This window comes from Lentibacillus salinarum, assembly GCF_042679865.1.
Classification (GTDB): domain Bacteria; phylum Bacillota; class Bacilli; order Bacillales; family Amphibacillaceae; genus Lentibacillus; species Lentibacillus salinarum.
This window is the reverse complement of record NZ_JBHTNH010000056.1, coordinates 1-20,690: the sequence shown is the minus strand read 5'-3', so window position 1 is coordinate 20,690 and position 20,690 is coordinate 1. Positions and strand designations below refer to the sequence as shown.

The window sequence follows — 20,690 nt, the reverse complement described above, 5'->3', positions numbered from 1 at the left end:
GCAAAATAAAAATGGAGGTACGCTAAGAGAAATTGAAAACTGCAGGAATTTCCATAGGAAGTGACTTTAAAGTACAGACCGTTGGTGGTGCTGAGAAAACAACTAAAACGTTTGAAGATTTGGAGAAAGTTAAAGCTATTGTTCATGATTGGAATGCCATGTCTAAAAAATCAGCTGATCTTACAATAGACCAATACGGTCCTCCAAACGAAGCTACTGAAAGCAGACTGATTTGGTATAACAATGGCCCCTGGAAACGAACCATTGTTTATCGTGACGCGATTCCTCACGATTTTCCACAGCCTCATACCGATGTTATCGAAAATTATATTAACTACGCCGTTCCACCCGAACTGTTCAGTGAGATTGCAACATTTGATGGAAGTGTCATCGTTGAACGAACAAGAGGTGAAGCATCATCCCGATGTGAAATGGAAGCTTCGAATATCCTTGCACTTAATTTAATGAATGATATTGTAAAAGGAAAACTAAACGCTAAAAAAGCTCGTGATGTCTATTCTGAGGTTATGTCAGCTTACATGATGAATCGATCAGCGCCCTATGCTGAGAAACTACAATTTGAGGTATCAGATGAAGAAAAATATGATACAGACGTTGCGACGATTGCTGATGAAATGGTGGCGCAAGGGATTGAAAAGGCTAAAGATATGGTTGACCCTAACAATCATCAAGGCACGAACGATCGTTAACTGGAATCAGCTTCAGAAACGTGCATAAGTATATAAAGGTTAATAAATTTTTATGCCAGTATAGAGGGATCAACATATTAATCCTTTCAACCAACTTAATGAATAAATCCGGAAAAAATGCATATTTATAGGAAGTGTTGAAATATTTTAGATTAAGGAGGAGCTTACATGGATGATAAGTCATCACGAAACGAAGAAAGACGTCATGAAAACATCAAGCAAGAACAACTGGATCAGTACCGGAGACAAAACACAGGGAAGCCAATGACGACAAGTCAAGGGAGAAAAATATCAAATGATGAGGACATATTATCAGCCGGTGAACGCGGTCCTACATTACATCAGGATTGGCATTACTTTGAAAAAATGACACATTTTGTGCAGGAAGAGGAACCGGAAAGAACGGTTCATGCAAGAGGTTACAGTGCCTATGGGGAGTTTGAATGCTATCAGTCGATGAAGCATGTGACAAAAGCATGCTTTTTACAGGAACCTGGGAAAAAGACGCCATTAACTATCCGTTTTTCTACCGTACAAGGGCCTAGAGGGTCCTATGATACGGCAAGGGATTTACGTTGTCAGGGCGTTAAGTTTTATACAGAAGCAGGAAATTACGATCTGACAACAATTGATATGCCTGTATTAATTAATCAAGACCCAATGAAATTTCCGGATGCGATGCACGCGTACCAATCTAAGCCGGATGATGATATACCAACAGCTTCTGGCGCACACGACTATTTTTGGGATTATGTAGCCAATAACCCGGAAGCACTTCATATGGTGCAGTGGATCATGTCTGATCGAGGTATTGTAAGCAATTATCGAATGATGGAATCGTGGTCGATTAATACGTATCTATTTGTTAATGAACAAGGCAAAGCAACTTTTGTCAGGTTTGTTTGGAAGCCTGTCCTTGGTGTTCATTCCCTGCTTCAGGATGAGGCACTGAAAATCGGCGGACTTGATCCAGATTTCCACCGGAGAGATTTACGAGAAGCGATTGACATGGGCGCTTATCCTGAATATGAATTAGGTGTCCAACTGATTCCGCTGGAGGATGAATTCAAATATGACTTTGATGTTCTCGATCCTTCAAAGTTTTGGCCAGAAGAGCTCGTCCCTGTTCACCTTATCGGGAAGATGACGTTAAATAGAAATATTGATAATTACCATACAGAATCAGAACAAGCCGCATTTAATCCTACAAATGTCGTTCCGGGAATTGACTTTTCCAATGACCCCGTGTTGCAGGGAAGGTTAATTGCTTATCATGCTGCACAAGTACATCGAATTGGAACGAACTTTCAAGAATTACCGATCAATAAACCGATTTGCCCATTTCATAATAATCAGCGACGAGGCCCTATGAGGTATCGAATCGATGTGGATCAGGTAAACTATCATGAAAACTCGTTGGCACATAATACGCCATACACGACACCCCCGGAAGCAGGGGGGTATGAACATTATCCAAAAAAAGTGGAAGGACACGTCATACGTGCCCGAAGCGATTCGTTCAAAGATTACTTTACGCAACCGAGAATTTTCTGGAATAGTATGACACCTATTGAAAAGCAGCATACGATCGAAGGATTTAGCTATCAGCTCGGGAAAGTAGAAAGCGAATCTGTCCGCCAGCAAAACGTCAATTTGCTGGTCAATGTCGATAAGGAATTGGCGTGCACCGTTGCTGATAATATTGGTGTCGAGCGTCCAAGTGGATCGCATGTACCCGTTTCCACAAGTTTCCCTTCACTTAGCCAGTACAGTACACCGAGTTATGCCTATACACAAAAAGTAGGTGTCCTGATTGGCAATGGTTTTAACGGTAATGAGGTAATCAGTATGCTTAACTATCTACAGCAATGTGGTGTTATTATTGAAATTGTCAGTGAACAACTTGGTACAGTTACAGGAGCGGATGGCACAAAACTCAAAGTTGATCAGACATTTCTTACAACGAGTCCCTATCTGTATGACTCACTCTACGTCGTTGGCGGCAGCTCTAAGAATCAGGTGAAATTCGATCAGGACATGGCGAATTTCGTGCAAAATGCCTATACACATTATAAACCAATCGGTGTTGCCTCAACAGGACAGTCTTATGTTCACGCAACAGAAATAAATAACTTAGCTGGTGTCGTGTTTGCCACAAATAATCCCAACTTTGGTGAAGACTTTGTCTCCGCCATTGCAATGCAGCGTTTCTGGGAAAGGATATAGGATATATAAAGTGAAACTTCATTCAGTGGGTGCTTTTCCCACTGATATTAAGGAACAAAGGCTAAGTTCGCAACGTCCTGTTGCAACGCCTTTGTGACCTACATCCTGCAGGCCCGAACAAAGGCTAAGTTCGCAACGTCCTCGAAAAAGGAAAGCACTTTTTCTTCGTGCGATGTATCGCTGTCGCAGCTTTCCTTGTCCTGTTGCAACGCCTTTGTGACCTACATCCTGCAGGCCCGAACAGAATCGGACATTTATGGGCAGTTAGCCGCCGTTTTTGGGCGGGTTACTGTCCATTACATGCGGGACAAAAATCCCCCTATGACAGAGGGGGATTTCCGATTATGCTATAACATTTTTGAAATGGTCTTTTGATCGATCTTTCCTTTATTCTTCGTCAGCGTTTCAACAATCATGTCTTCTGTACTTTTCGGAACCTTTTTATTGGCCATCCTGGAAACGTCTTTGATAACCTTTCTGATATTTTTTTCATTCGACAGGTCAGTGCCATTCAGGGATTGAGCAAGATTCATGATATCCTTGCTATTAACGCCTGTTTTCTGTTCTGCCTTTTTCAGCATATCAGACATCGTGTTCACCTCCCGCGTAAGCCTTTAGTTTAAAATTTTTCTGTTTATAAGGAGTGGTTATAGCAGAGTGGATCGAAGGTTGCTGCATCTTCATTCATGTTGTGTGGATCTTACATATTATCGTATGAATAACGTTTAAGAGGGACAAGGCGGATGTAATTGGTTTTGAAGAAATGTGCTAATGGCACAGGATCGATCATAAAATGGATGTTTTTATATAAGAAAAACTCGGCTCCCGCCACGTTTTTCTAGAGGTCAGAGGCCGGAAGTCAGGCTTGAAAATCGGTGAGTTAGCCGATTTCAGTATTAAAAACGTATAAAAAAAGCCTCTTTTTTATATAAAGAGACTTCATTTTCGTCAAGGTATAAATTCAAGGGCGATTCTATGACAACCCATAAAAAGGCGCTTGAGTCAATCTGCCACATCTTATCCATTTCAATAGAGATTACCCGTCCTCTAATTTCCGATCAATCGTTCCTTCCTTATAATCATCGGATACTTGTTCATGCGTTTCCGCCATTCCCTTTTCAAACTGTGTGCTCCCGCGATAATTTTCCGGTTCGTAATCCTTTTCCGCAATACGGCGGCTATCTTCGGGATTAACTTTTTGCTGCTTTTTCGGCATTTCAAATCCTCCATTCGAATCATTTGTAACTTATGATGCACCATTTATCCAATCCTATTATGACCTTTATCTGGAACTATTTTCTTAAAGATTGTTTTTTCGCTACCGCAGTTGACATACACAGCCATCTGAAAACATAAATTACAGTTCCTTCGCTTCTTCAATCCGGTATGAGTGGGTGTAGACGTTTAATTTATGACCTCTGGCAAAGCCGATGACCGTAATACCAAGATCATCCGCCAACTGTAGTGCCAGGTCAGTTGGTGCGGATTTGGAAAGCAAGATGCCAGCACCTATTTTGGATATTTTTAGTAATACTTCAGAAGAAATACGACCACTAAAGACAATTAATTTATGTTTGACGGCTATCCGGTTTTGCAGCATATGGCCGTAAATTTTATCAAGGGCATTATGCCGGCCAATATCGGTCCGGATGGCAAACAGTTCATCAGGTGTTGCTAGGGCAGCGTTATGTACCCCGCCTGTCCGGATGAATTGTTCAGACGCTTTTTGCAGTTGCGCCATCAGTGCATAACACTGGTCAACGGATATGGTGAGGCGGCTGTAGATCGTTTTGGCTGTCTTAACGTCGCTTTTAAAATAGAACTGCCGACTTTTCCCGCAGCAGGAACCAATGAAACGCTTCGAATGATCCTGTTGCAGGGAATCAAGCGATTTATGGATGGTAACGTAGGCAAACCCCTTTTGTTCATCAATTGAAATATGGTCCAGTTCATCATAAAAACGAATGATCCCTTCTGATGCGAGAAATCCGATAATAAGATCCTCCAGATCTGACGGGGAGCAGACCATGGTGGCAAATTCCTCGCCATTGACCATGACTGTCAGCGGGAATTCTGCTGCGATTTCATCATCAATCGATGACAGGTCCATTCCATCGAACCGAATCACTTGCCAGTCTTTCTGTTCAGTACGGTCCATTGTATCACCCTCTATATGACCTTTCGTCTTGAAAATTTATAAATTCTGTAAATTCAAATTAACACGCTTACGGTTGGAATACAAATCAAATTTATCTTACGTCGCTAAAAGAGACTGCCATCGTATGCTGTGATGGCAATCTCTTTTTTATCAGACATCTTAATCCAGCTTTAATGCCATCAGCGTTGTCACGTCCTGAAACCCGAGTTTTTCATATAACTGTTTACTGGGATTGCCGGCAAACACATTAAGCTGCACGGCCTGAAAACCAGCCGCCTGCATTCGTTTGCACGCTTCAGTACATAGTTTTTCAGAAATTCCCTGTTTGCGATACTGTGGCAGCACATATAGCTCTGGTATCATGCCAACCCGTTTGTCCTGATAAGGATCGATTGTGCTCCCGACACCGATCCAGCCTTGAAGTTCTTCATGTTCCGTATATACCAGGTAATAGCCACCATGAGCCAAAAATGGTCTGACCATTTGCCAGGCTTTTTTCTGACTTGGTGGAATATGCCCCATGCTGGCTTCTTCCAGAACTTGTAATGAATGGCTGACAATTTGTTCTGTTTCATGTTTGGTTGCTTTTCGAATGGCCACCGCTGTTATAACCCCTTCCCTGAAAAACGACGCTTCCATCATCGTTTGATAAATTTCGTGATTAACGGGCTGACCTGGCCATATAGTTGACCGACTTGTTGTGCGGTGGTCGTGATTTTGTCCATATCCAGGTTCCCCTCGGCATCGCGGAATTGATTGAGTATGCTTTGCGTCGCTGATGGTTTCGGTGGTTGTTGCATCGGTGGCCGGGGCGGGCGCATCGGGTGATGTGTCGGTGGCATTGGGCGTCCTGGTCTTCCAAGGTATATCATCATAACACCTCCCCATTTCCATTTTGTTATAGTGTATTCAGAGGGTGACAAAAATGAAAAGGTATTTGTCTAACATGAGCGAATCAAGCCGTTTGAACGATACGTAACAGGAACAGCAGCCATAACATATCGTATTAGATGAACAAAATATGAGGAGTATGCCAATGAGTGTTATTCGAACCGATAAATGGCTGTGGGATACTTATGACCAGCCGAGTGAACTTTGCGAAAAGCTGAAACAATATTTTAACGAGGATGTTTCATCGGTAGACATTCATCAACACCTCGTCATGCACGGCATGTACCGCCAGCCGCTTAAAAACGGCGACAGGCTGATTAAAGCATTGCAAAAACGTGACATCTGGCACATTGTACAGCGAGAGGAAAGAAAACTTCGGGAAAAATGGGATGGACCGGCTATCCCGATTTTTATATTTCCCGCAGACACCCATAATCACCGATTGAGACAGGAGCAAAACGGAAAATCAGGACTTAGCTTTGGTGACAAAGTATTTCTGTTTATCTCGGAACATAACACGGAAAACGAAATCCGGGCACTGTTTACACACGAGTACAACCACGTATGCCGATTAGCTAAATACAACAAAAAAGAAACCGATTATGTACTGTTGGATACAGTCATTTTGGAGGGGTTGGCGGAAAATGCTGTCCGTGAACGATTCGGCAGCCGCTATACAGCAGATTGGACATCTTATTACCCGGACAGTAGACTAAAACGAATATGTCTAAACCTGATCATGCCCAATCGACAAGTACCGAAATCCGGCCGGAAGCATTTGCAGATTCTTTATGGTCTGGGACTATACCCCAAAATGGCGGGTTACTGTGCCGGCTATTATTTGGTCAAAAAATACATGAGGGACAATAATCTGACCTCACAGGACCTATTGGATATCGAACCCGAAGAAATAATCGAAAAAACAGACGAAATCTGAAGTCGCCTGTTTTTCCGAGCAAAGCTTTACCAGAAGAAAAACGGGAGTAACGCCAGAGTACCAATCGCACCTAATGCAATACCGTAACCGAGCCCTGGCCCATATCCATATCCAGGTCCATAAAAACCACCATATCCAAACCCGCCTAACCCCTTGCCGGCATGAATGGGCTGTATAAAAACACGGTGTTGATCAACATGCTTGATAATCCCACAATGAATTCCGCCATCCCTGGTTGTTATTTTGACGGGCCTTCCTTTATGGCGGCAGCAAAGATCATAATAATAGCCAACCGACATGTTTTCACCTCCAAATTCATTCAAAACATACAGCATTATATGAATGATCGGGAAGTTCAGTAAGGGCCATTGCACTGGTTATAGACAGAAATTACAGAAATTCAAATCGATTAAACATAAGCCCAATTCGCGTTATCTGGGAGAATACCCATATCATTTCAGGTTTAACGACATACATTATTAACAAACGGTTATGGAGGTGTTTTGGAATGAGTGAATATGTAGGCGGAGCAGGCTACGGTGGCGGATTTGCCCTAATCGTAGTTTTATTTATCCTGTTAATTATTGTAGGCGTAGCTTACGTTGGCTATTAATGTAAATCGTAAAAATACAAAACCTTTAAGGAGGGTTATCAATGGGCTTTGGACCTAGACCTGGATGCGGTTACGGCGGCAATGTTGCCGGAGCAGGATATGGCGGTGCCGGATTCGGCGGAGCTGGATTCGGTGGTGCCGGATGTGGTCCTGCCGTCGGTGGTGCCGGATACGGTGGTGCCGGATTTGGCTATGGCGGCGGCTATGGCGGCGGTGGCCGCGGCTTTGCGCTGATCGTCGTATTGTTCATCCTGCTGATTATCGTTGGTGCAGCATGGTGCTAATGACGACACTAAAATAGCATAGAATAAATAACGCGGGCTGTTGGGAAAACCGATAGCCCGCGTTATATTTACAGTTACAATGTTATAACTACAAAAAGAAGCTGTCCCAATAAATGAGACAGCCCCTCTTCCATATTACCTTAAACTGGCATCCTGACCATGAATCTGGCGGACGATTTCTTTTTCTTTTTTCGGCGGGTGAAGAAACAGGGCCAAAATAAAGGCGATGAACGCAAGAATCGTACTACCCATAAACGCCCATTCAAAGCCAACAACCTGTGCCATGCGTCCAATCAATTCAGGGGAAGTGTCCGCATCCGGCGTAAAGTGGTTAGTCCCCATAGCAACAAGCGTCACAAGTATCGCCGTACCAATTGACGCTGAAATCTGCTGCAATGTATTGGCCATAGCCGACCCATGTGCATACCATTTCGGTGGAAGCTGGTTCAATGCTGATGTCATGACCGGCATTAACGCAAACGACAGACCAAACATGCGGATGGCATAAATAATCGTTAGGTACGTAAATGACGTTTCCAATGACAACCTAGTAAACATAAACGTCGTTACGGTTACAATACTCAACCCGATCAAGGCAAGCCACTTAGCCCCAAACATATCAAACAGCCGGCCGGTTATCGGCGACAGGATTCCAATCACAATCGCTCCCGGAAGCAGCATCAGCCCGGACTCCAGCGGGGTGAATTGCAAGACATTTTGCATAAACAACGGCAGCAATGTTTCTGCCCCGATCAATGAAACAAGCACCGTCATCGTGATCACAATCGCGAGGGTGAAAATCCGGAATCGGAATACCCGGAATTCCAACATGGGTGTTTCCAGAATAAGCTGCCGCCAAATGAATAGGCCAATGACAACGATACCGATGGCAATCGAGGTGATAACGATTGGACTGCTCCATTCATTTTCAGAAGCAATACTGAACCCATACAGGAATGAGCCGAATCCGACTGAAGACAAAACAATCGATAACACGTCAATCTTCGGTTTTCGGAGGTCCGTCACATTCCGCAGAAAAAGGGCCGCGATCGTGATCGTAACAGCAACAATCGGCAGTACGGTAATAAACAGAGCGCGCCATGAAAAATGTTCCAAAAGCCAGCCGGACAGTGTCGGGCCGATTGCCGGACCAAATGCAATCACAATGCCGATCATCCCCATTGCCGTACCGCGTCGCTCAACCGAAATGACAGCCAACAATACCGTCATCAAAAGTGGCAGCATAATACCGGATCCCGAAGCCTGCACAACCCGTCCCAATAAAAGGACCGGATAGGCAGATGCTATAGCGGCAATAATGGTCCCAACACCAAACAGGCCAATCGCTGTTAAAAATAATCCCCTTGTTGTAAACCGGTCAATCAGAAATGCTGAAACAGGAATCATAATCCCATTTGTCATTAAAAAAGCGGTTGTCATCCACTGCACTTCTCCCTGTGTGATGGAAAATGCTTCCTGAATTGTCGGAAGTGCAGTTGCCAGCAATGTTTCATTGATAATCCCCATAAATGCCCCTGTCAATAAAGCAGCAATCATCAGTGCTTTTTGTTTTGGCGGCAAATCCCAAGAAGTTGCTGTATCACTCATGTTAATTCCCCTTTCCATACTTCCCATGTTGTCAAAATAGCTGTTAATTGTTTTTTTAGATTCGGACGGCGATAAAGTTGGGCAAGTAACGCATCAACAAGAAATTCCCGCGGTTTTTTCTGCCCGAGTTCTTCAATCAATAAATCAATTGTTTGGACATCTTTTTCGATGGATAGCGTCGCTTCTAATGTCTTTAATTCTGAGCGTACCGTATCCAGTTCGCCCACGATGTTTTCCAGAATCGAAACACGGCTGATATCATCGTTATGATAACCCGGAAGTACCGGGAAAATATGGTCATCATTTGCCACAATCGCCTGAAGACATTCTGCGATAAAGTCCCCCAGCCTATCCAAAGGCAAAGTGGGCCCCTGCCAGATGATCTTCATTAAATAACTGTGGATCGCACCTTCCATAACAACTGCCAAATCATTTAAATACTTTGCGGCTTTCGGTCCGAACGCTTCCAGCAATGCGTGTTTATGCCATTCATGAAGCTTATGCTGTATGCGATCCAGTGATTCGGGAATAGGGCCTTTGTCATTTGGAGGAAAATCGGTCACAACAGCATGAAAAAAATACCGGTAATCCATTGATTTTTCCAGTTCAATGGCGATTTTCTTTTTAAGTACCAGTAAAGGCGAACCTTGGAAATCTCTCGAAAAACGATCTGCTTCCTGAAACATCTCATCATAATAGCGTTGTAATAATTCCAGAATCATACTTTCTTTAGAGTCAAAGTGTTTATAAAAACCGCCCTTAGAAATACCGGATGCACTTGTTATGTCCTCTACAGAAGTCGCATGAAAGCCGTTTTTCTGAAACAGCTGTACAGCCGCATCAAGCATTTCCTCTTTTCGCTTCCCCATTATATCCTCCTTTTTGACCATCCAGTTACTGTTGGTAAATTTAGAGTCACCGCTACATCGTAACATATGAAATTTTAGGTTACAACCGATTAAAAGTGTCGCATGGTTTGGGGCAGCTGTCGCACGATTTGAGCCGCTATGTTGTAAGTACAAATCTCTGCATAAAAAAATGCCAGGATAAGATGATCGATAATCCTAGCATGATCGATTATTTAATTTTCCATCTTAATCCTGTATTTTTTCCAAAAAATTCTTCAATACATGGACAGTCTGCACACAATCATTCAAATCAGACCACTCGGCGGGATTGTGGCTGATGCCGTCTTTGCTTTGCGTAAACAGCATAGCGACCGGCCATTTATCACCGATGATCATGGCATCATGGCCTGCGCCGCTCGGTAGACGGTATGACTAAATCGTTTTTTCCGCAAATGATTCCTCGAGCAGCTGCTGCTTTTCTTTTTCAATCGGTACTGGGGCCACACGCATTTTCTCAGTATGCTCTACACGAACGTGATGTCTGTCAGCGACATCTTCTGCCAGTTCCAGTACCCGATCAACAAGGCTATCACGTGTTTCCTTAAAAATATCACGGATGTCAACATAAAGCGTTACACTTCCGGGAATAACGTTTACACCATTCGGATCCACGTTTAATTTTCCAACGGTTGCAACAGCGGAGTCACTGACCGAACCTGGTAGCTTGTTAACACCGGCAATAAATTCGCTTGCTGCCACCAATGCATCTTGCCGGTCATTCATAGGCGTATTTCCAGCATGGCCTGCTTCACCGGTAAATGTGAACTCAAGCCAGCACGGCCCGGCAATACCAGTGACAACTCCACATGGCAACCCTGCATGTTCCAGCTGTTTCCCCTGTTCAATGTGGACTTCTGCAAACATTTCAATTTCTTCGCGGCTACGTTCAGCACCAAGATAACTGTCCACACTTAAGCCAATAGCCTCCAGAACTTCCGAGAAATGCATCCCGTCCTGATCAACAAGCTTTAATTTTTCCTCGATATCATCCTTGCCGACAACTGCTTCACTTCCATGAAATCCACCATTGAACCGGGCACCTTCTTCATCCGTAAAAACAACAACGTCATACGGTTTCTCAGGCTGATACCCGGTTGCTTGCCACGCCCCGGCCACTTCAAGTGCTGCGAGAACACCCAATACACCATCAAAATGCCCACCATTCGGAACGCTGTCCAGATGTGACCCACTCAAAATAGCTGGCAAATCTTTTTTCTTTCCTGCCAGACGCCCAAAAATATTTCCGGCACCATCTTGGCGGACCTCCAATCCGGCTTCACGCATCCACTTTGAAACCAATTCTTTGGCTGCCTTTTCTTCATTGGAAAATCCTGGCCGATGTGAACCGTTTTTTTCAGTGAGACCTATTTCGGAAATGGCATCCAATCGTTTGGCCAGTCGCTCACCGGAAATACCGTCAACATTATGTACTGCATCATATCCGTGTATTAAATCATCATATAAAATGCCCATTCAAAACGCTCCTTTTATTATAATAGAAAACATGCTATCACCTATCTCAAATGATATCATGTCTTAGTTGATATCGCATAATCAATGTCATTAACAACGCAACGACCATCATTATGACAAACTTAAACTGATCCCCCCACTGCTTCAGTTGTAAGCGTATCAGAAAAAATAGTTCTTCTCACTTCTATAATCGACATGAATCCGGAAAAGGGGGCATCTTCCGGCCAAATTTTTTTCATTCGTATGCCCCGAAATGCTGAATTACTTCGATTATAGTTATGAAGCGCAAAATCGTTACCTCGCATTTTCACAGCTTTCAGGACTGTGGGGAAGCGTTACTTATTAAGTTTTAGCAAAACCCATCATCCGCCCACCACTCTTTCTTTTTTCAACATATTTTAATAGTGCAACATTATATAAAGAGGTGAGAGAATGGATTCAAACAGGAGTAACAAACCTGGGCGTTTCGATATCGATATGTCGCCATTCAGAGATTTAATGGGCCAGATGGACGCTTTCTTTAACGAATCGTTCAAACAGATGAATTCTGTTTTTAATATGCGCCCATTTTGGGTTGATGTGAATGAATACGATTCTGAAGTTATCGTTACTGCAGAATTGCCGGGTTATAAACGAGACGAAATCGAACTGGAAATAATCGGTCAGCAATTACGGATTGCAGCACAGGCTGATGGAAGTCAAGAGGATAAAAGTGGCCGCAACAGAAGTCAATCATTTCAGCGAACAGAGCGCACCATTGCTTTGCCATTTCCAATTCCAAAAGAGGAAACAAACGCGTCTTTTCACGATGGGCTGCTGAAGGTCACGATTCCTAAAAAGAATTCCGAAAGAAAGTATCTGGAGATTGACGAATAGGACGGACGTCCAACACAACCTGCCAGACAAAATCTTTTTCATGCGCTTAAGAAGTCGGTCATCCAGCAACTTGGATAACCGGCTTCAGCCTAATTTCCCGTTATTTACACCTTGCATCTGAATATGCGAAAGCTAAGCCATTCCCTATATAGCGCTGTCAACTGTTCGTGTTCCAGAAGAATGTCGAACCATTCATCACCTATATTTTCCGAAAGCAAAAAGTCCGGTGTGTTGTCCAATTTTACTTCCCCGGACGGCAAATTGAATGTTTCCACCTGTACATCCCGAAAACCGGCATCGTAAAATCGGTCAAGCCATTCAGGTTCCATCAGTAACCGGGTCATTCCATAGAAGTCATTGACTGGTGTCATCTCGTGTTCCGGCAGCTTTTTTTCCAGTACCATTTCAACGGCATTAAGAGTCCCGTCCGGTTTTAAAACCCGTTTAAATTCGGGGATTGACTGGGCAATATCAGTAAAAGCTATGACTGATTCAGACACAATCATATCGAACGAGCTGTCCTGCCAAGGTAAGTTTTCGATAGCCCCGTGTCTGGTTTCAACGGGGAGACTTCTGGCTGAAAACCTCTCCCGCGCCTTCTTCAGCATCATTTCACTGTCATCCAAAGCCGCAACATAGCACTGGAATTGTTCGGCTATATAAGCAGCTGTCTGCCCCGTCCCACAGCCTGCATCAAGAACAGCCATCCCGGCATCGATTTTGTCTGCTGCCAGCATCTTTTTCGTTAAAAACAAACCACCGGGGTGCGCACCCCCGACACCCATTAATGCTAATGCGTCAAGATACCGATTATTTCCCACGTTTATTCCGCCTTTACACAACTGATATGGCATTTTATGAGCGGAACATGAATGTGTTCCCAGACCACGTTTTTTATGATGAACAAGAACCACTCAATTGCACCGCAATTAAAATAACGGCTGACGGATACACTAATGATTGAAATCAATTTGGAGGAGAATTACATGTCAGATTTCTGTCCTGTTGTATGGCCGGAAGAACCAACACCCAAACATCTTAAGTCGTGCGGTGAATGCGGACTTATTGAGCATGGAACCCGGATGATCTGGGGTGAAGGCAATCCTGATGCTCCGATCATGGTTGTCCCGCATGTTACGGACACTAATCCCCCATATTACGGGGGATAACTGTCCGTAAATGTCCGATTCTGCTCAACTAACAATCATCGGAGAAAAACGTTCCGAGATTGAAGTTTCGCTTTATCCTTGATAATCCGGGTGCCCGGGAAGACCGTGATGGTAACCCGTTTGTATGCGGTACTAGACAAACACTACAAAAAGCTGCCAATCATGTGGGATTAACCATGAAAGACCTGTATGTCACATTCATTTTAAAAAGAAAACCCGTTCGCGCTTATGATAAAGAAAAGGTGCGCCAAATCTGTATGAATCACCTCTACCATCAGATGCAAGCCAAACAGCCTGCGTTCATTCTTTGTCTGGGTAATACAGCAGTCCAATCCTTTTTTCAAAATCCTGATACGGATGTCAAAACGTTGCGTGGCACGACGCACGATGTCAATGGCTATCGGACAGTAGTAGCCTATCATCCCCTAGCTGTCAGACGACGCCTCAATCTATGGTCACGCTTTATAGACGATTGGGAATATATTGCTAAAAAACTTTAGCATCACCTGGTTTTTCAACCACTCATTACGGTGGTACACGCGACGATATTTCATATCTTTTATGCAGCCATAGTTTCCTATCCACACGATCTATTAATTCATGCATAGTATGGCACTATCCATGCTAAGGAGGTGCTTTTTAATGAGTGCAGGGTACGCAGGAGGCGGCGGCGGCTTCGCCTTAATTGTTGTCTTGTTTATCCTTCTCATCATCGTTGGTACGGCCTACGCTGGTGGAGGTTTCGGAGGAGCAGGCTTCGGCGGCTACTAAGCTGATGGCGACTTTTCATCGTAAGTCCTGTTTTTCCACTGGAATGACGAAAGGCTTATGGAACATCTCCATAAGCCTTTCACATTGCTTGAATGAATAGATGCCGCGCGCTCCGGTTGATGTTGGCGCGCTCCGGTTGATGTTGGCGCTCCTCCGGTTGATGTTGGCGCTCCTCCGGTCGATGATGCCGATCCTCCGGTTGATGTTGACGCTCTCCGGTCGATGTTGGCGCTCCCCGGTCGATATTGACGCTCTCCGCTTGATGTTGGCGCTCTTCCGGTTGATGTTAGTGCTCCTCCGGTCGATATTGCCGATCCTCCGGTTGATGTTGATAACTGTCAATCCGTCTATTTTTATTCCGGTCAAGGTTACGTGAACATAATTTTCATTGATCAGGTAAAACTAATCTGCAGAAAAAGTGAAGGGGTGTTATGTCGTGGCAATGTTTGAAAATAAACAACAGGAAGAGCCATTCCATTCCGGAGAAGTTTATCATCTTTGGTCATACTTATACGGTACAAAAGCAACTTTGGTAACCATGCAGATCCTGATCAACCATTCAGGCGATCAGGATTTAAAAACGTTTTTAGAGGATGTTTTGGAAAACAGCTTTACACAGGAGGAACAACAGGTTGAGACGATTTTAAAAGAGACAGGCATCCGGCTGCCACCTGCCCCGCCGGACCGGCCAAATGTGGAATTACAAGATATCCCTGCTGGAGCGCGCTTTAATGATTCGGAAATTGCCGGGCTTGTCCAAAAGGAATTAATGACCGGAAGGCTGTTATGCAGCTATATCATGGCTATTTCCATGCGGGAAGACATCGGGACGCTGTTTGGCGAATTCCATACGCAAAAAGCTGACTACGAAAGTCAACTTTTTGCCATCACTAAAGATAAAGGCTGGATTGTGTCGCCGCCGATTAATGTCAAGTAACATATTAAAAAACGTTATAGCCTGCTCGCTGAAGTCGGCGTCAAGCCGATTTTTGTGTTGGCAATTCCTCCAAAAATTATCCTTTCCAAACAGATAAGAAAAAACGTTTCGAGGGTGAATGACTGTGGCAACGAAAAATAAAGGTGTGACGATAACAGCAATTGGTTCTATTCCACTTATTATGACGCTTGGCAATTCAATGTTGATCCCTATATTCCCGGCAATGAAATCAGCTTTAAACCTGTCGCAGATGCAAGTCAGTCTGACCATTACAGTGTTCTCGATCGCCGGGGCCATTTTTATCCCGATTGTAGGCTATCTTTCTGACCGCTTTTCCAGAAAGGCTGTTATCCTGCCTTCGCTTATACTTTATGGACTTGGAGGACTTCTGGCAGGGTTTGGTGCCGCCCTTTTTTCGCATTCCTATGTATGGATTTTAATCGGCAGAACATTGCAGGGGCTTGGTGCCGCCGGGACTGCTCCGGTTGCCATGGCGTTAACCGGTGATTTATTTAAAGGCGGTGAACAAAGCCGTGTCCTCGGTATATTCGAAGCGTCAAACGGGCTGGGCAAAGTTTTATCCCCTATATTGGGGTCTCTTTTAGGTTTAATGGTTTGGTATATGGTATTTTTTGCCTTCCCGGTCGTCTGCCTCATCGCCGTATTACTCGTCTGGCTATTTGTTAAGGAGAAAAGTAATTTTCAGTCTCCACCTCCGTTAGGCAAATATATCCGGGGGCTGCTGGGGGTCTTTAAGCATGAAGGAAGATGGCTGTTTACCACATACCTGGCCGGAGGGACATGCTTATTCACGCTCTTTGGCATTCTGTTTTTCTTATCGGATGTTTTGGAAAAGTCATACGACATTGATGGTGTTATCAAGGGACTTATTCTAGCTATCCCACTGCTTATTATGGTCACAACATCATATATTACAGGCACCAGGATAGGGAAGAACTTGGAGAAAATGAAGAAGATCGCCGTCATCGGCTTTGTGCTCATGACCATTTCATACGGGTCGCTCGTTTTTTTTGAAAAACTCGTTCCTTTCTTGGCAGTACTTGGCATCAGCAGTGTAGGGGCGGGTCTGGTGCTGCCATGTGTCAACAGTATCATCACCGGGGCCGTTAAGAAAGAACGACGAGGCTTTGTCACATCGTTATATGGATCTGTCCGGTTTCTTGGTGTTGCAGCGGGGCCGCCAGTTTTTTCCCGGTTAATGGAATGGTCCAGAACCGGTATGTTCACGTCACTGGCGGTATTTACGCTGTTGGTCGGTCTGCTTGTTTTACTGCTGATCCGTGTAAAAGGGAAAGATGGAAAGGAAAATAAAAACACGCCCATCAGGTATAACTATTTATAACAAACGGATGGCTATGTTTTTTTATGCCAGCTTAAAGTATACACATGGTATAACTTAAGACGATAGACAAGATCAACCTTTGAGGTGGAAATCCACTGGCTTACCAGTGCCAGAATGACGATTTCCCAGCTGATAACGGCTGCTGTGACAATAAAAATAGTTGTGTTTATCAGAAACAAGGGTTTTCCCGGTAAAATATTTCGTCCATGAGAAATCATAAAGGCAATGACGCCAACGCCACCATTGGAAACGCCTTGCCGCATAAGGATACCGATTCCGGTTCCGAGGAAAACCGACCCGATGACAAGGTCCAATAACAGATGCCGGTGAACGATCGGAAATGTACTCTCAAAGAAATCAACAGCTAAGGATGTCATGGTAATCCCAACAAATGTCCATAAGGCGAAACGTTTACCCAAATACTGAACGCCAAGCGTCAGCATGGTAAAGTTAACAATCCACAGAGAAGGGCCCATCCCCATTTCAAACCAATGATTCAGTAAGATCGCGATTCCGCCTGCACCACCGGATGGGATGTCCTGGGGAAATAAAAACACGCCCATGCCAAATCCTTGCAAGGCTCCTCCTGTTAAGACCAGTCCGCATTTTTTTATGAATGGTTTCATGAGCGCCTCCTGAATTGAACTCATTTATAGGAAAAAGATATTATAACGAATTTGAGTAATATTAAGGCTGTTCTGAATTGGACAACCCCCTTGTTAATCCTATTCGGTGCTGAAGCTATTGATGATTAAAGTTACGGAAACTGACAACAAGACGTCATGCTACTGACTGAACGAACCTTTTTGATAAATGAAACAGGCCCAGGTCTTCAGTAACTTGAACAAAATTCTTTGATTTGTGTGAATGAACCGGGAAAAGCGGGGGAATCTAAAGCTGGAGCGATATTTTGTATTCGAATGAAGGAGGATGTAAATGGGCATTTTAAGTGGAAATCCCAAAGACGAACCATTGCACTATGGCGAAGTTTTCGGCGTATGGACTTTTTTAACAGCAGCAAAGGGAATGATTGCAGGTCAACAGACACATCTCAACCATGCAGGAGATGAGGACCTGAAGAAATTGCTTGAAGAGGCAATTCAAGCCTCACAGCAGGAGGTCAAGCAGATTGAAACACTCTTAAAAGATAATGGCGTTGGTCTACCGCCGACACCTGCAGAACGTCCGAAGGCTTCCCTGGAAGATATTCCGGCTGGAGCACGTTTTCCGGATCCGGAAATTGCAGCTGCTCTGTCAGCTGAAATTGCTGCGGGATTGGTTTCATGCAGTAAGATGATCGGTCAGGCAACACGTGAAGACCTCGCCATGATGTTTGGTCAGTTTCATACACAAAAGGCAGCTCTAGGGGCAAAAGCCCTCAGACTTAATAAAGAGAAAGGTTGGCTTGTCCTTCCGCCGTTGCACCATAGCAAGGTTGAATAATGCATAAAGGTAAATCGGCTGAATTCGACTTCCGTCCTACCCAACCGGCTCAATTCCTATCCAAGTCTGGCATGAGCACCCTTTCACCAACAAAAAGAGAACAACATCCCTGATGGGAGCTGTTCTCTTTTTTATCTATAGAGTTGCTTGCTGTTCGCTCAGCAGCTAATAGGCCATACTGGCATCATGATAATATTTAAATTCCAGCAAATTATTAGCAGGGTCTACCAGGAAAAATGTCATATGTTCTTCCCGCTTCCCTTCAAACCGTACCGTTGGCTTCTTAAAAAAGGGTAGCTCCTGACTGGTTGCCAATTCCAATGTCTGGTTATATTCTTCTTTATCCAAAAACGTAACGCCAAAATGACGCGGATACATAGTCGGGTGTTTATCAATGTTTTCCGGACTTAAATGACATACGACCTGATCACCAAAGAAATCAAACGTTACCCGGTCACTATATCGTCTGGCAAGTTGACACCCAAGTTTTTCATAAAAATTAACGGTTTCATCCAAATCCTTACAAGGTATCGCCAAATGAAACACTTTATTGGTTTGTCGCATATGTGACGCCTCCTTATGTTATTGAACGTTTTTCTCTACAAATGACAGACCAAATGTATCGGAGCGCAAACCTAAACGTAACGTCTCAACCGAGATCACATCCGATAATGCGATGTTGGCAAGATTGACATTCGCTCCCCCCTGACGGATAAAAAACGTTTGCAAACGCTTGGTCGGTGCCTCAAAAATGAGTCTTTCAAGCGGAATATCAGAATCAATAATCTGCTCAAAAATATCTTGACGAACGTTTCCATCTCCCCGGCACATCCCACTCGTGCCGCTTTCTCTTGCTTCAGTAATCACTTTATTCGCCCCTGCCTCCAAATCTTCCTGAATGTTCTCCAGCCATTCACTGGAATCCTGGTGTTCCGCCTGAGCAACATCTTTATTCCCAACTTCACTGAACACGGTAAACTCACGTGCGAACGCTTCAATAAAACGTGCTTTTTCATGGTTAGCAATTGGGACGGTTCCATTGGAAATCTCCACATAATCGCACTGATAAGTCTTGCAATAGTTGTAATAGGCCTCAATCTGGTCCTGTTCCAGAAATTTCTCAAATAATGTTCCACCGAAAAAAAATTCGATATGGTGTTCGCGTAAATAATTGATTTTTTCCTGTAAAAAATGCGTGACCAGTGATGTGCCCCAACCGAACTTAACAAAATCGATATACGCACTGGCACTGCGAATCGTATCCATAAATAAAGTTAAAGGAGCGCCATTATCAATTAAAATCGTTAAACCCTTTTGCCTTGGCTTCCCTTCTCTTTTTGGAAGGTTTAATATGGTGTCTGTCATACCTTAACCCTCTCAATCATTGGTATTTCAGTCGTCTTATCAACCTTCATAACAAAATTGGTATCCAATTCCCTGATACAATGATCAATATCTTCTTGAGTAAAGGCTGTATTCCTCTCGTCAAAAAATTTTTCAGCCGCCTGAGAATTTATAATCCTTTCTTTCATGTCACGAACCGAAACAGCATGGGTGTTTTCTAAAGTATCTTTTATATATTCCGCACAAGCAAGGTCATCGTCCCCATCCGGGTGGGAGGCAATGATATGGATTTTCTTTTCGTTTTCACCTGCCATTCTGTCTCTGATGAAATCTGCTGTCTGTCTTGCATTTGTTAAACCAGTCACAAATAGATGATCAGATGACAAACTGTTTAAAGCAGCCCGGACACCATTCGTCGTCTTCAGGACAAGTGTTTTCCCTGAAATGGTTTGTTTTTGCAGGTGATATGGTGAGTTATCGAGATCAAATCCTTTAATCGCGTAACCCCCTTCCTCCCCTGCCAAAAGATATTCCGGGTTTTTCTGCTTTATCTGAAACGCCTGTGTTACGGTTTCGGCAAGACAGATGCGGTTTACACCTTGTAGGAAAGCGTAATGGGCCAAGGTAAATGCTCGAATGACATCAATGACAATTGTGATTTCAGCGGTTGTTGGTGGCGTTGCTGCCCCTTGATAAATCGTAATACGCATAACCTGTTCTCCTTAGTTTACGGGTGTTATTTGCCTTTTCAGCACGCCTTCATCCTTTTTTCAGCTCATTGCACATGGAACTTACACACTAAGTATATTCGCCTAAGGAATTTCCGTTACTATCTTCGGGAAATCCAGTTTATAGAGGTTGTTCAAAACCCCCATGTCTTGTCAGACACCGCAATAAATGAAAATGGGGGTTAGCGGTTTAATTGTAAAGAATCCTGTACATTATGTTAATGCAGGTCAGAGGTCGCCTCTTTTTTGGT

23 protein-coding genes and 3 pseudogenes are annotated in these 20,690 nt (G+C 43.8%); 12 read left to right on the top strand and 14 right to left on the bottom strand.

From position 1 onward, the window contains the following. Positions 1 to 32 precede the first annotated feature (32 nt). Positions 33 to 710, top strand: coding sequence for a hypothetical protein (locus ACFQ4A_RS17230; RefSeq protein ID WP_382402628.1), 678 nt, complete (start codon positions 33 to 35; stop codon positions 708 to 710). A 168-nt stretch (positions 711 to 878) separates the two neighbouring features. Beyond that, the gene (locus ACFQ4A_RS17225) at positions 879 to 2,936 is read left to right on the top strand and encodes a catalase (protein ID WP_382402627.1); all 2,058 of its coding nucleotides are present in this window, start codon (positions 879 to 881) and stop codon (positions 2,934 to 2,936) included. A gap of 347 nt (positions 2,937 to 3,283) precedes the next feature. Here ACFQ4A_RS17225 and ACFQ4A_RS17220 read toward each other — a convergent pair whose 3' ends face one another. The 5 genes and pseudogenes from ACFQ4A_RS17220 to ACFQ4A_RS17200 all read right to left on the bottom strand — a co-directional run bounded on the left by ACFQ4A_RS17220 (position 3,284) and on the right by ACFQ4A_RS17200 (position 5,966). After that, positions 3,284 to 3,526 (bottom strand): stage VI sporulation protein F, encoded by a 243-nt coding sequence (locus ACFQ4A_RS17220; protein ID WP_382402626.1) that lies wholly within the window; start codon positions 3,524 to 3,526, stop codon positions 3,284 to 3,286. A gap of 446 nt (positions 3,527 to 3,972) precedes the next feature. Further along, positions 3,973 to 4,134 (bottom strand): annotated as a pseudogene (locus ACFQ4A_RS17215) (DUF4025 domain-containing protein); the annotation flags it as partial. Between the two features lie 159 nt (positions 4,135 to 4,293). After that, positions 4,294 to 5,094, bottom strand: a complete 801-nt coding sequence (fdhD, locus tag ACFQ4A_RS17210; protein WP_382402625.1) for a formate dehydrogenase accessory sulfurtransferase FdhD — start codon at positions 5,092 to 5,094, stop codon at positions 4,294 to 4,296. Positions 5,095 to 5,253: 159 nt separating this feature from the next. Further along, positions 5,254 to 5,694 carry a GNAT family N-acetyltransferase gene (locus ACFQ4A_RS17205; protein ID WP_382402624.1) on the bottom strand — a complete coding sequence of 147 codons (441 nt, stop codon included), beginning with the start codon at positions 5,692 to 5,694 and terminating at the stop codon, positions 5,254 to 5,256. Positions 5,695 to 5,732: 38 nt separating this feature from the next. Then, positions 5,733 to 5,966, bottom strand: coding sequence for a YppG family protein (locus ACFQ4A_RS17200; RefSeq protein WP_382402623.1), 234 nt, complete (start codon positions 5,964 to 5,966; stop codon positions 5,733 to 5,735). A gap of 164 nt (positions 5,967 to 6,130) precedes the next feature. On the opposite strand from ACFQ4A_RS17200, the gene ACFQ4A_RS17195 reads away from it, so the two are divergent. Then, on the top strand, positions 6,131 to 6,922 hold the full coding sequence (locus ACFQ4A_RS17195) for a DUF2268 domain-containing protein (RefSeq protein ID WP_382402622.1): 792 nt from the start codon (positions 6,131 to 6,133) through the stop codon (positions 6,920 to 6,922). 26 nt (positions 6,923 to 6,948) lie between these two features. On the opposite strand, the gene ACFQ4A_RS17190 is transcribed toward ACFQ4A_RS17195, so the two are convergent. Continuing rightward, positions 6,949 to 7,221 carry a hypothetical protein gene (locus tag ACFQ4A_RS17190; RefSeq protein WP_382402621.1) on the bottom strand — a complete coding sequence of 91 codons (273 nt, stop codon included), beginning with the start codon at positions 7,219 to 7,221 and terminating at the stop codon, positions 6,949 to 6,951. Positions 7,222 to 7,430: 209 nt separating this feature from the next. Between ACFQ4A_RS17190 and ACFQ4A_RS17185 the strand changes: the two genes are divergently transcribed. Together ACFQ4A_RS17185 and ACFQ4A_RS17180 are read left to right on the top strand one after the other, a co-directional pair. Further along, the gene (locus ACFQ4A_RS17185; protein ID WP_083838364.1) at positions 7,431 to 7,535 is read left to right on the top strand and encodes a YjcZ family sporulation protein; all 105 of its coding nucleotides are present in this window, start codon (positions 7,431 to 7,433) and stop codon (positions 7,533 to 7,535) included. A gap of 197 nt (positions 7,536 to 7,732) precedes the next feature. Continuing rightward, a pseudogene (locus ACFQ4A_RS17180) lies at positions 7,733 to 7,819 on the top strand (YjcZ family sporulation protein); the annotation flags it as partial. A gap of 135 nt (positions 7,820 to 7,954) precedes the next feature. Here the strand turns inward: ACFQ4A_RS17180 and ACFQ4A_RS17175 are convergent. From ACFQ4A_RS17175 to ACFQ4A_RS17165, 3 genes and pseudogenes are all read right to left on the bottom strand, one after another. After that, positions 7,955 to 9,427, bottom strand: coding sequence for an MDR family MFS transporter (locus ACFQ4A_RS17175; RefSeq protein ID WP_382402620.1), 1,473 nt, complete (start codon positions 9,425 to 9,427; stop codon positions 7,955 to 7,957). Then, on the bottom strand, positions 9,424 to 10,296 hold the full coding sequence (locus tag ACFQ4A_RS17170) for a TetR/AcrR family transcriptional regulator (protein WP_382402619.1): 873 nt from the start codon (positions 10,294 to 10,296) through the stop codon (positions 9,424 to 9,426). Before ACFQ4A_RS17170 ends, ACFQ4A_RS17175 begins: the two co-directional genes overlap by 4 nt. Positions 10,297 to 10,521: 225 nt before the next feature. Next, positions 10,522 to 11,808, bottom strand: a pseudogene (locus ACFQ4A_RS17165) (M20 family metallo-hydrolase). A 432-nt stretch (positions 11,809 to 12,240) separates the two neighbouring features. Here ACFQ4A_RS17165 and ACFQ4A_RS17160 point away from each other — a divergent pair. After that, positions 12,241 to 12,684 (top strand): Hsp20/alpha crystallin family protein, encoded by a 444-nt coding sequence (locus ACFQ4A_RS17160; RefSeq protein ID WP_382402618.1) that lies wholly within the window; start codon positions 12,241 to 12,243, stop codon positions 12,682 to 12,684. 104 nt (positions 12,685 to 12,788) lie between these two features. On the opposite strand, the gene ACFQ4A_RS17155 is transcribed toward ACFQ4A_RS17160, so the two are convergent. Next, entirely contained in the window at positions 12,789 to 13,505 is a 717-nt protein-coding gene (locus tag ACFQ4A_RS17155; protein WP_382402617.1) for a class I SAM-dependent methyltransferase, read from the bottom strand. Between the two features lie 165 nt (positions 13,506 to 13,670). On the opposite strand from ACFQ4A_RS17155, the gene ACFQ4A_RS17150 reads away from it, so the two are divergent. The 5 genes from ACFQ4A_RS17150 (at position 13,671) to ACFQ4A_RS17130 (ending at position 16,924) form a co-directional block, all read left to right on the top strand. After that, on the top strand, positions 13,671 to 13,853 hold the full coding sequence (locus ACFQ4A_RS17150) for a hypothetical protein (protein WP_382402616.1): 183 nt from the start codon (positions 13,671 to 13,673) through the stop codon (positions 13,851 to 13,853). 59 nt (positions 13,854 to 13,912) lie between these two features. Next, positions 13,913 to 14,353, top strand: coding sequence for a uracil-DNA glycosylase family protein (locus ACFQ4A_RS17145; RefSeq protein WP_382402615.1), 441 nt, complete (start codon positions 13,913 to 13,915; stop codon positions 14,351 to 14,353). 142 nt (positions 14,354 to 14,495) lie between these two features. Next, a complete protein-coding gene (locus ACFQ4A_RS17140) occupies positions 14,496 to 14,624 on the top strand; it encodes a YjcZ family sporulation protein (RefSeq protein WP_382402614.1) in 129 nt (42 codons plus the stop codon). 442 nt (positions 14,625 to 15,066) lie between these two features. Continuing rightward, the gene (locus ACFQ4A_RS17135; protein WP_382402645.1) at positions 15,067 to 15,561 is read left to right on the top strand and encodes a DUF3231 family protein; all 495 of its coding nucleotides are present in this window, start codon (positions 15,067 to 15,069) and stop codon (positions 15,559 to 15,561) included. A gap of 118 nt (positions 15,562 to 15,679) precedes the next feature. Then, positions 15,680 to 16,924, top strand: coding sequence for an MFS transporter (locus ACFQ4A_RS17130; protein ID WP_382402613.1), 1,245 nt, complete (start codon positions 15,680 to 15,682; stop codon positions 16,922 to 16,924). 11 nt (positions 16,925 to 16,935) lie between these two features. On the opposite strand, the gene ACFQ4A_RS17125 is transcribed toward ACFQ4A_RS17130, so the two are convergent. Next, entirely contained in the window at positions 16,936 to 17,550 is a 615-nt protein-coding gene (locus ACFQ4A_RS17125) for a YitT family protein (protein WP_382402612.1), read from the bottom strand. Between the two features lie 310 nt (positions 17,551 to 17,860). Between ACFQ4A_RS17125 and ACFQ4A_RS17120 the strand changes: the two genes are divergently transcribed. Next, positions 17,861 to 18,367, top strand: a complete 507-nt coding sequence (locus ACFQ4A_RS17120) for a DUF3231 family protein (RefSeq protein ID WP_382402611.1) — start codon at positions 17,861 to 17,863, stop codon at positions 18,365 to 18,367. 165 nt (positions 18,368 to 18,532) lie between these two features. On the opposite strand, the gene ACFQ4A_RS17115 is transcribed toward ACFQ4A_RS17120, so the two are convergent. Genes ACFQ4A_RS17115 through ACFQ4A_RS17105 form a run of 3 tightly spaced genes read right to left on the bottom strand, consistent with a single transcriptional unit; the run spans position 18,533 to position 20,421 of the window. Continuing rightward, positions 18,533 to 18,931 (bottom strand): VOC family protein, encoded by a 399-nt coding sequence (locus tag ACFQ4A_RS17115; RefSeq protein ID WP_382402610.1) that lies wholly within the window; start codon positions 18,929 to 18,931, stop codon positions 18,533 to 18,535. Positions 18,932 to 18,949: 18 nt separating this feature from the next. Beyond that, positions 18,950 to 19,732 (bottom strand): phosphosulfolactate synthase, encoded by a 783-nt coding sequence (locus ACFQ4A_RS17110; RefSeq protein WP_382402609.1) that lies wholly within the window; start codon positions 19,730 to 19,732, stop codon positions 18,950 to 18,952. Further along, positions 19,729 to 20,421, bottom strand: coding sequence for a 2-phosphosulfolactate phosphatase (locus ACFQ4A_RS17105; RefSeq protein WP_382402608.1), 693 nt, complete (start codon positions 20,419 to 20,421; stop codon positions 19,729 to 19,731). The genes ACFQ4A_RS17110 and ACFQ4A_RS17105 overlap by 4 nt, the downstream gene beginning before the upstream one ends. Positions 20,422 to 20,690: the final 269 nt, after the last annotated feature.